Source organism: Defluviimonas salinarum, assembly GCF_026013545.1.
Lineage (GTDB): Bacteria > Pseudomonadota > Alphaproteobacteria > Rhodobacterales > Rhodobacteraceae > Albidovulum > Albidovulum salinarum.
Window position 1 is genome coordinate 1 of record NZ_JAPDOG010000062.1, and the last position, 8644, is coordinate 8644.

Sequence of the window (8644 nt, forward strand, 5' to 3'; positions counted from 1 at the left end):
ACTGGCGCAGGGTCGCAACCCGTTACGACAGATGCGCCAAGACCTTCCTTTCCGCCGTCGCACTCGCCGCAACCGTCCTGTTCTGGCTTTGACGATCAATGAGTCTGGAGCCTAGCGATTGACGGAATCCCATTTCTGCAATTGTTCATCGATGATTTGATGCAAACGTTCGCGACCGAAACTCGGGTCATGACCAGCGTGAACCGTGTTGACAGGAAGGTCTCGCAACCGTCGTAGCGTGGCTTCGTACGTGTCACGTTCCGAGTGATGCAGATCGTCGATCAGTGGCCCGTCATAAACTGCATCGCCTGAAAACAGAGTGCCGGTTTCTGCCTCCCAAAGCCCGACGCTGCCGGGCGAATGCCCGGGAAGATGTAACACTTCGAAGGCCCTGCTACCGATATCCACGACATCGCCTTCGCCGATGCATGAGACACCCGAGGCCGCCCGAAGCCGATAGGTCCGCAGATCGAAGCCAGCGTGGGGAAGCGCGGTCACCATTGGCCCGTCAAGGCCTGGGTCATCGATACCGGGCAGGTACAGCGACGCGATGTCGTTCGGGTCGAAGCAGTCGCCTACCAGCGTCAACTCGGCACGCGGATTGCGAAGCCCGTCGGCCTCCAATTCGTGCACCAGGCAGTGGTCGAACTCGTGGTGGCAGCCGATATGGTCCATGTGGACATGAGTGGCAACGGCTGTCACTTTCTGGCCAAGAATGTGTCTCGCAAAGCGCGAAAGGCTGTCCAGTCCGGTGCCGGTGTCGATCATCAGGTCACGATCGCGGCCGCGAATATGCCAGATGTTGCATCGCAAAAACGGGACCACATAGGGTTCATAGATCAGCGTGATGTCATCGTTGATCCGCTTCTTTTCGAACCATCGGTCGGCGATCGGAAAAGGCATGTCGCCCCCATAAAGTTGCTGTTCGGCGATCCGAGATCGCCGCCTGAAGCATGCATTTACTGTCCGCTTTTGAAACGCGTCCAGGATCTGTTCAATAGTCGCGTGAACTTCTGTGAATTAGGTTCGATAGCATAGAGCTTTTTTTCGACTTCCGTCGGCGGGTAGGTGCCGGGATCGTTCCTGATCTCCTCCGCAACCATTTCGGTTGCCTCGGCGTTGGCATTAGCAAAGTAGATGTAATTAGTAATCTCCGCAGCGACCCTAGGTTCCAGGATATAATTGATGAAGCTGTGCGCCGCTTCTGGGTGCGGGGCGTCGGCTGGTATAGCCATCACGTCGAAATAGATCTCGGCGCCCTCTTTCGGGATGGAGTAGGCGATGGTGATCGGCTTTCCCGCCTCCTCAGCGCGGACATAGGCAAGTCCAACATCTCCGTTATACGTCATCGCGAGGCAAAGGTCCCCGCCAGCTAGGTCGTTGATGACCTGACCATTGTTGAAATGCCTAAGATAGGGGCGCACCTGCGCCAGGACATCCATCGCGGCTGAAAGATCGTCGGTGTCCTCGCTGTTGGGATCCTTGCCAAGGTACGTCAAGGCCGCCGCCACTACCGATGTCGGAGAATTGAGAATGAACACCCCGCAATCCTCAAACTTCGATACGATTTCTGGATCGAAAATCATCCGAAGGCTATCAACGGGCGCATCGGGCAAGCGGGCGTCAACCTCAGCGTAGTCGTAGGCGATTCCGGTTGTTCCCCATGTGTAGGGGACGGCGTATTCGTTGCCTTGATCGTACACAGCAAGGATTTCCATAAACTTCGGATCGATATTGCCCAGGTTTGTCAGTTTCGACTTGTCGAGTTTCTGATAAGCACCGGCCGGGATGTGCCTCGCCATCTGGCTGGAGCCTGGGTAGACGACATCATACCCGCTACCCCCGATGAGCACTTTAGTCTCCAGAATTTCGGGTGAGTCAAAGGAATCGTATATGACCTGAATGCCGTGTCTGTCCTCAAAGTCGGATAGCGTTGTTTCCCCAAAATAATTAAACCAGTTGAATACATTAACGGTTTCGTCCTGTGCTGCAGATTGTGTTGCGAAGCAGAATAGCGCCGCCCCCGTGGACAGGCGTTTCATAGCTGGTTTCATATTCTCCTCCCGTTCATGACTTAATGATTTAGACTTGCCTTCGAACACGTAAGCTGTCGCCCTCACCCGTCGTCACTATGGGCGGCGGCATAGAGGCACAGCAGGTCATTGGCGATTGCCGCGGCGGCCAGAGCAGTAATTTCACCGACGTCGTAGGCCGGTGCGACCTCGACGACATCCATGCCAACCAGCCTGATGCCCGCCAGGTTTCTCAGGATTTCCTGCGCCTGATAAGGGCTTAGGCCGCCGATGACTGGCGTTCCGGTGCCGGGCGCTGATGCTGGTTCAAGCGCATCAATGTCGAACGTAAGATAGATTTTGTTGTCCCCTACGATCTGTCTTATTTTCTGGGCAGCCGCATGCGGACCTTCCCGGTGCACCTCGATAGCGTCAATAATGTTGAAGCCCAGCGGTTCGGGGTTGTGTGTGCGAATGCCAACCTGAACCGAGCGGGCCGGATCAACCAGGCCTTCACGGGTCGCGTGCCACAGCATCGTGCCGTGGTCGATCCGACCTTCGTCATCCGCCCAGGTATCGGTGTGGGCATCAAACTGGACAAGGCTGAGTGGTCCGTGTTTCTCCGCGTGGGCTTTCAACAGCGGGTAGGTGATGAAATGGTCGCCGCCGATGGTCAGCAAGGCAGTGCCAGTTGACAGTACGGCGCGCGCTTCGTCTGCGATTTCGTTCGGAACATTGGCAGGGTAACCGGAATCAAATCGACAGTCGCCGTAATCTACGACTGCCAGTGCGTCGAACGGGTCCGTAGCCCAGGGCCAGGGCGACGACCAAGCGAGTTGGCTCGACGCCGCGCGTATCGCGCGCGGCCCGTGTCGGGCGCCAGACCGGCTCGAAACCGCCAGATCAAACGGTACCCCCATGATTGCCACGTCCGCAGTTGAAAGATCGCGGGTATAGCGCCTCCGCATGAAACTGAGCGCCCCCGCATAGGTCGCCTCCGCCATTGTTCCGTATACCGATTCCCGCGTGAACGCCTGGTCCCCCGTGCTCGGATTGACCTTTGAATCCTTCGCCATTGGCTTCATCTCTCAAGACTTTTTTATCGCGGCTGAAAATGGCCGGTTTGCCTATGCGGGTAAATTAATGTATAGATATATATCTCAAGATATAGGTTTCTGGCGAATGACCTTAGAAGACCCGAAGGCTGGCGATCTCCTTATCTTCGACGATGCCATTGCGTTGAGGATCGCGGCGCTCATGGAAAACATAGGTCGCGACAGTTTTGCTGTGTCGCTCAGGCGGTTGGTCGACTCTTGCTGTCCGATCGATTCCATGATTGTGACGCGCTATTCGGAAAACGCACCACCGGTCGCATTGTATCATGACCTGGACGATGTTCAGGCTGCCATCTCGGTTCAGTTCTACGCAACAGGGCCCTATCTGCTGGATCCGCTCTACCAGGCCAGCAGGAAGGGTCACCAACCGGGGATCGTTCGGACGCTGGACCTGGCGCCGGAGGCCTTCTTCCGGTCCGAGTATTATCGCACCTTCTATCGCAATATCCGGATCAGCGACGAAGCCGGCGCGCTGATCCGGTTTGATGAGCGATACTGGATCGTGGTGTCGTTCGCGCTGACCCGAAGGCGTGCCCGGTTCGGACCTGCGCAGCTTGCACGCCTGCAAACGATGTTTCCGATCCTCGCGACCGCCGTGGAAATGAACTGGGGCGATCACAACATGGAACCGCGTTCAGCCGATCAGAAATTCGTCGAAGACAGTTTTGAGTCCTTCGGCGCCGATATACTCAGTCCACGTGAGGCCGAGATCATCCGCTTGGTCTTGCAAGGACATTCAACGCCGTCCGCAGCCGCATATCTGGGCATATCCGAGGGAACGGTGAAGGTTCATCGCCACAATGCTTACGCCAAACTAGGGGTATCCTCGCAAGCTGAGCTGTTTTCTATGGCAACGCGCCATGTCATCTCGCCGACTTAAGGAACGTCTGAACTACGCCTTCGGCTTCGCTGAACAGCAGTCATCTGCCGCTTGAGGCGGACTGGCTGCCGCCGGAGGGGCAGTTTTTCGCCCTTTGCGGCCCGTTTTGGGGCCGATCTGGCGATTTTGGACGGACTCGTCCCTCATGCCACCAACCTCCGCCTAACCAGGAACAGGTTGCCGAGCGCGAATAGCGTGAACAACTGGGCGCGGTTCTTGGCGAGGCCCCGGTATCGGGTCTTCACGTAACGGAACTGGCGCTTGATCACCCGGAACGGATGCTCGACCCTGGCGCGCACCTTGGCGATGATCTGGTTGATCTGCGCGTCGATGGGATGCAGTTGGCCACCCTTGGGGGCCTTGCGCATCACGCCCCAGACCTTGCCTGGCCCTTTGAACTCTGCTTCGCGCTCAGCGCTGACGTAACCCTTGTCGGCCCAGACCGAGTCTTCCTCGCCGTGGAGCAGTTCGTTCCAGACCTGGCTGTCGTGCAGCTTGGCGGTCGAGGTCTCGAGGCTGTGAACTGCGCCGCTTTCGGCGTCGACGCCAATGTGCGCCTTCATGCCGAAATACCACGCGTTCCCCTTCTTCGTGGACGACATCTCGGGGTCGCGGGCACCCGCCTTGTTCTTGGTCGAGGACGGCGCATCGATGATCGTCGCATCCACCAGCGTGCCCGAGCGCAGCGAGATACCCTTGTGCGCAAGGTGGACATTCACCTCGGCAAAGATCGCCTCGGTCAGCCCGTGCCGCTCCAGAAGATGGCGGAAGTTGAGGATCGTGGTCTCGTCGGGAATGCGATCGTCGCCGAGTTCGATCCCGGCGAAGCGACGCATCGCCTCGCTGTCGTACAGCGTCTCTTCGGCCATCGGGTCGCTGAGGGCATACCAGTTTTGGAGGAAGTAGATCCGCAGCATCGTCTCCAACGCCATCGGCGGGCGCCCGCCCTTCGGCCCAGCCTTGGGATAGTGCGGCGCGATCAGCGCCAGAAGCCGGCTCCAGGGCACCACCCCATCCATCTCCGCCAGAAACTGCTCCCGCCGCGTCACCTTCTTCTTCATCGCATCGCGTAGGCCGGGAAAGGCTGGCTGTTTCGGCATCGGCAGGGCTCCTCGTCGCGTCGCCGAGTTCTATCAGATCAAGCCGGATGCGGCAGGTTTTTCAGACGTTCCTTAACTTGGCGGGCAGATGCGACCGATTGGAAAGGTCTTTTTCCGTTTGCACTCATCTGCATCAACCACCTCGGCGCGAGTCCGCAAAGACCGCATCTCGATTGTCGTAACCGGTCGCAGCGAATGGGTGGACTGAAATCTGGCGAAATCAGCACGGGTGAACGACCGGCCTGGCGAAATCGATTGCAACGCAGCAATGAGTGTGCCGCACCTGCGAGTGGATGCTGCGCCAGCAAACGCCTGATAGGACAACGGCTCCTTCGTCCCGCATTATTATCCTTGAGGCCGGGCGCAGCGAATGGCCGAATACGGCAAATTTTCTTCCTAATTCCACGCCGCCAACTACTGGCTTTTGGGCAGACGGAATCTGGTCGGTATCGAGATTGCAGTGTGCGGTGAGGGAAACGCAGTCATCGGTTTGGAGAATGGGGGAGCGATCTTCAAGGTGAATAAAGTCAATGAGTTGTCGGTAGAGAAGGTTCGATTCCAGTCCCGTCCGCTCCGCCACAGAACTTAGCCAACGCGTTGAGTTCGAACATGAATTCTTCTCCTTCGCTTTCCAAGGTACATTTCGCGGTACATCGCCGCTGAATGTGCGGTTGATCGTCCAAGGATCGCGGTTTGCGATCGTCAGCATGTCATGAGGGCGCGACAACCCCAAAACTCTTTCGCGGTGCCAGTGAGATTCGTGTCGGCCGGGAACGTGACGTCCGTTTATTCCTGCAAGCTCTGCGGACCTTTTCGGTGCGCTTGCCCGACCAGATGCCTCAGGCCCGGATGATGTCGCCAGGCGGTTCCGGGCCATCTTCAGGGTCGGCACTGGCACCCCGGACTTGCCGGAGCCAGTCGTCGATGGAACTGCCGCTCAGGAGCCGCTCTTCGGCGAGTGCCCCTGCCATCCGCTCCAGCAGGTCACTGTTTTCCCGGAGGATTGCCGTCGCTTGCCGTTCAGCCTTCTCGATCCTGTTGCGGACGCGCTGGCGGGTCGCGGGATCGTGCAGGAGCGCACCGTCGGGGGCGTCCAGGTAGATCGGGCCCCAGGCGCCAAGTCCGTAGCGGCTATCGATGCTGAGCGCGAGACGCGTGGCGATCGCGAGGTCGCTGGCGGCGGAACCGCCCGCCCCGGCGGAGAGGCTTGAAAGGACAAGCCGCTCCGCCGCCCGGCCGCCGAGCGTGTAGGCAAGTTCGGCCTCGAGATCCTCGAGCCGGGTCTCGCTGTGGCCGCGTTTCCGAAGGATCTCGCCGCCATCGCGCCGAACCAAGAGTCGCGTGATCGTCCCGAGCCCGAGCGCGGCGCAGACGATCGCGTGTCCGCATTCGTGGACCGCAACGCGCCACTCCCAGGTCTGCCCATGCCCATGCGGCGCGAGCCGGGCTTCGAGTTCTTCGAGGCGGAGTTCCCGGCTCTCGGCCCGGGCCTCGGCGTGGGCGGCGCGGATCGCCGCGTCGACCTCGGCGGCGCTGCTGCCGACCGCCGCGCGGGCCAGGTCCCGAAGCGCCGCGGCGGGAAACATGCCTCCAAGTTGTAACGACAGGATGCCCTGCAGGGCGTCGGCATCGGGAAGCCGGACCTCGATCTTGATATCGAACCGGCCCGGCCGCAGGACGGCGGGGTCGATGGCGTCGGGGAAGTTGCAGGCGGCGATGACGATCACACCCTCGAGATGGGAGATCGCGTCCATCTGCTGCAGGAAGCCGTTGATGACCTGCCGGCGGTAGTTCGACCCGTGGCGGTCGCCGTCGTTACGGGAGCCGACCGCATCGACCTCGTCAATGAACAAGACGGAGGGCCGGAGCCGACGCGCTTCGGCGAAGCTCTTCTGCATCGCCGCGAGCATGTCGCCCAAGTGTCCACAGGCCTGCCAGGCGGCAAAGCTTGCCGTGACGAAGTTCAGCCCCGCGCTGTTGCCCATGGCCCTGGCCAGCCAGGTCTTGCCGGTACCCGGCTGGCCGTGGAGCAACATCGAGCGGGTCATTTCCGACCACGCGAGCTTTCCCTCGGACCAGAGTTGCAGGTCGGCCACCAATTGGCGCGCGGCTCGGAGAGCCGCGCCGTCGCCGCCGATCTCCTCAAGCCGCGGACCGGGTGCGGGCTGCGTCAACGCGGCGAGGCGATCCGCCACCGCAAGTGGCGTCGGCGCGCGCAGCGCAAGCCGCACTGCGGAGAACGGCAGCGCGGCGAGCGCCCGGTCTTCGGGGAGCGCGGCTCGCACCGGCCCCTCGGCAATCTTGCCGGTGGCGCTATGGCTCGCGCGCAGGTGGCGGATCATCACCTCGCGGTCGAGCGGCGCCAGGCGACGCGGCGCCGGCATCACCGTCGCCAGGGCCTTCGGCAGCACCGCGCCGGTGGGCAGAAGCACGAGAAGGGGAAGCTCGCTGTCGAGCGCCTCTTCGAGCACGGTCGCGAAACGCGTGTTGGCGAACTTCGTGACCTCGCCGCTGGCGATGTCCGGCCTGACGACCAGCAGCCCCCGCCCCGGCGGCAGGAGATACCGTTCACTTTCTCCCGCCCGCCAGCCCGGCGGCAGGATGCAGCCGCCCAGGAGCTTGACGATGACTTCGGTCTCCTCGGGAGCGAAGCCGTCGAGGACAGTGGCGGCCCCGGGCTCAAGCATGGCCAGAGCGCCCGCGCGCGACCGAAACGTCGCGGCCAAGCGGATCGCGAGCGAAAGCTCCATCGGCGGGATCCGGACGTCCGGGCGATCCACGCCCCGGCCGTCGGTCGCCTGCGGATCGCGGCCCGCCTCCAGGAGGACATCCACCTCTTCCGGCGGCATCTGGAGCAGCTCGGTCTCGCCCGACAGAAGCTCGAGCAGCGACGGCGGCGGCGCGTCCTCGGGCGCCGGCGACGGGGCGGTTTGGTCCTCGGGATCGACCTCGAACCCGACGCGCTCGCGGTGGTTTCTCTGAAGGCGGCGGATGACACTGTCGGCATAGGCCGACCAGTCGGGGCGCGGATGGGGCATGGGGGATCTCCTGGCGGGGCAGCGGCGCAGGCGCGGGCTGCGGATCGGGGGCGTTCCCGGAACCGCCTGCGACGGTTCCGGGATGGTTCCGGGATAAGCCATCAAGAGGCCGGGACGCGTCAGGCGCGACTGTTCGGGATAGCGGCTTCAAGGGCGTCGAGCAGGCGGTGGATCTCGCCCTCGATCTTCCCGGAATAGATCTCCGAGACGACGTTGAGCGCGCCCGCCAACTTGTCGCGGCGGATGATGCTCTCCGGGAAGGCGCGCTTGAGCCGGCCATGGAGCTTCTTCTCGGCGCGGATCGCGCGGTGCCCCGTCGCCATCGGCACGACCCGCACGGGCGATGTCAAAGAAACCTGGCTTGCGGCGAGGCAGGGCGCCGACTAGGTCATGTTGACAATTGGCGGAGCCAGAGGCGGATCGAGGTTATGTCGATGAAACCCAGGAAGCTTTCGGCAGTCTTGTCGTAGCGGGTGGCGACACGGCGGGCGTTCTTGAG

At 61.5% G+C, this 8644-nt stretch carries 8 protein-coding genes and 2 pseudogenes; 2 read left to right on the top strand and 8 right to left on the bottom strand.

Annotated elements, in window-relative coordinates; genetic code table 11:
- Positions 1 to 92: pseudogene (locus OM960_RS24855) on the top strand (IS5/IS1182 family transposase); the annotation flags it as partial.
- Between the two features lie 19 nt (positions 93 to 111).
- On the opposite strand, the gene OM960_RS24860 reads toward OM960_RS24855, so the two are convergent.
- The 3 genes from OM960_RS24860 to speB form a co-directional block, all read right to left on the bottom strand.
- On the bottom strand, positions 112 to 903 hold the full coding sequence (locus OM960_RS24860) for an MBL fold metallo-hydrolase (RefSeq protein ID WP_264773864.1): 792 nt from the start codon (positions 901 to 903) through the stop codon (positions 112 to 114).
- Between the two features lie 56 nt (positions 904 to 959).
- The gene (locus tag OM960_RS24865) at positions 960 to 2042 is read right to left on the bottom strand and encodes a polyamine ABC transporter substrate-binding protein (protein ID WP_264773865.1); all 1083 of its coding nucleotides are present in this window, start codon (positions 2040 to 2042) and stop codon (positions 960 to 962) included.
- Positions 2043 to 2116: 74 nt separating this feature from the next.
- Entirely contained in the window at positions 2117 to 3088 is a 972-nt protein-coding gene (gene speB / locus OM960_RS24870; RefSeq protein ID WP_264773866.1) for an agmatinase, read from the bottom strand.
- On the opposite strand from speB, the gene OM960_RS24875 reads away from it, so the two are divergent.
- Positions 3039 to 4007 carry a helix-turn-helix transcriptional regulator gene (locus tag OM960_RS24875; protein ID WP_264773867.1) on the top strand — a complete coding sequence of 323 codons (969 nt, stop codon included), beginning with the start codon at positions 3039 to 3041 and terminating at the stop codon, positions 4005 to 4007. The genes speB and OM960_RS24875 overlap by 50 nt on opposite strands.
- Before the next feature lie 143 nt (positions 4008 to 4150).
- Here OM960_RS24875 and OM960_RS24880 read toward each other — a convergent pair whose 3' ends face one another.
- The 5 genes and pseudogenes from OM960_RS24880 to OM960_RS24900 form a co-directional block, all read right to left on the bottom strand.
- On the bottom strand, positions 4151 to 5107 hold the full coding sequence (locus OM960_RS24880; protein WP_264773868.1) for an IS5 family transposase: 957 nt from the start codon (positions 5105 to 5107) through the stop codon (positions 4151 to 4153).
- Positions 5108 to 5327: 220 nt separating this feature from the next.
- Positions 5328 to 5816, bottom strand: a complete 489-nt coding sequence (locus OM960_RS24885; RefSeq protein WP_264773869.1) for a hypothetical protein — start codon at positions 5814 to 5816, stop codon at positions 5328 to 5330.
- A gap of 130 nt (positions 5817 to 5946) precedes the next feature.
- Positions 5947 to 8145 (bottom strand): AAA family ATPase, encoded by a 2199-nt coding sequence (locus OM960_RS24890; protein ID WP_264773870.1) that lies wholly within the window; start codon positions 8143 to 8145, stop codon positions 5947 to 5949.
- Positions 8146 to 8264: 119 nt separating this feature from the next.
- The gene (locus OM960_RS24895) at positions 8265 to 8495 is read right to left on the bottom strand and encodes a hypothetical protein (RefSeq protein WP_264773871.1); all 231 of its coding nucleotides are present in this window, start codon (positions 8493 to 8495) and stop codon (positions 8265 to 8267) included.
- Positions 8496 to 8533: 38 nt separating this feature from the next.
- A pseudogene (locus OM960_RS24900) lies at positions 8534 to 8644 on the bottom strand (IS5/IS1182 family transposase); the annotation flags it as partial.

Excerpts from the sequence above, each read along its gene's own strand:
- OM960_RS24880 (WP_264773868.1), bottom strand. The coding sequence starts at position 5,107 with ATGCCGAAACAGCCAGCCTTTCCCGGCCTACGCGATGCGATGAAGAAG.
- OM960_RS24885 (WP_264773869.1), bottom strand. The coding sequence starts at position 5,816 with ATGCTGACGATCGCAAACCGCGATCCTTGGACGATCAACCGCACATTC.
- OM960_RS24860 (WP_264773864.1), bottom strand. The coding sequence starts at position 903 with ATGCCTTTTCCGATCGCCGACCGATGGTTCGAAAAGAAGCGGATCAAC.
- OM960_RS24865 (WP_264773865.1), bottom strand. The coding sequence starts at position 2,042 with ATGAAACGCCTGTCCACGGGGGCGGCGCTATTCTGCTTCGCAACACAA.
- speB (WP_264773866.1), bottom strand. The coding sequence starts at position 3,088 with ATGGCGAAGGATTCAAAGGTCAATCCGAGCACGGGGGACCAGGCGTTC.
- OM960_RS24890 (WP_264773870.1), bottom strand. The coding sequence starts at position 8,145 with ATGCCCCATCCGCGCCCCGACTGGTCGGCCTATGCCGACAGTGTCATC.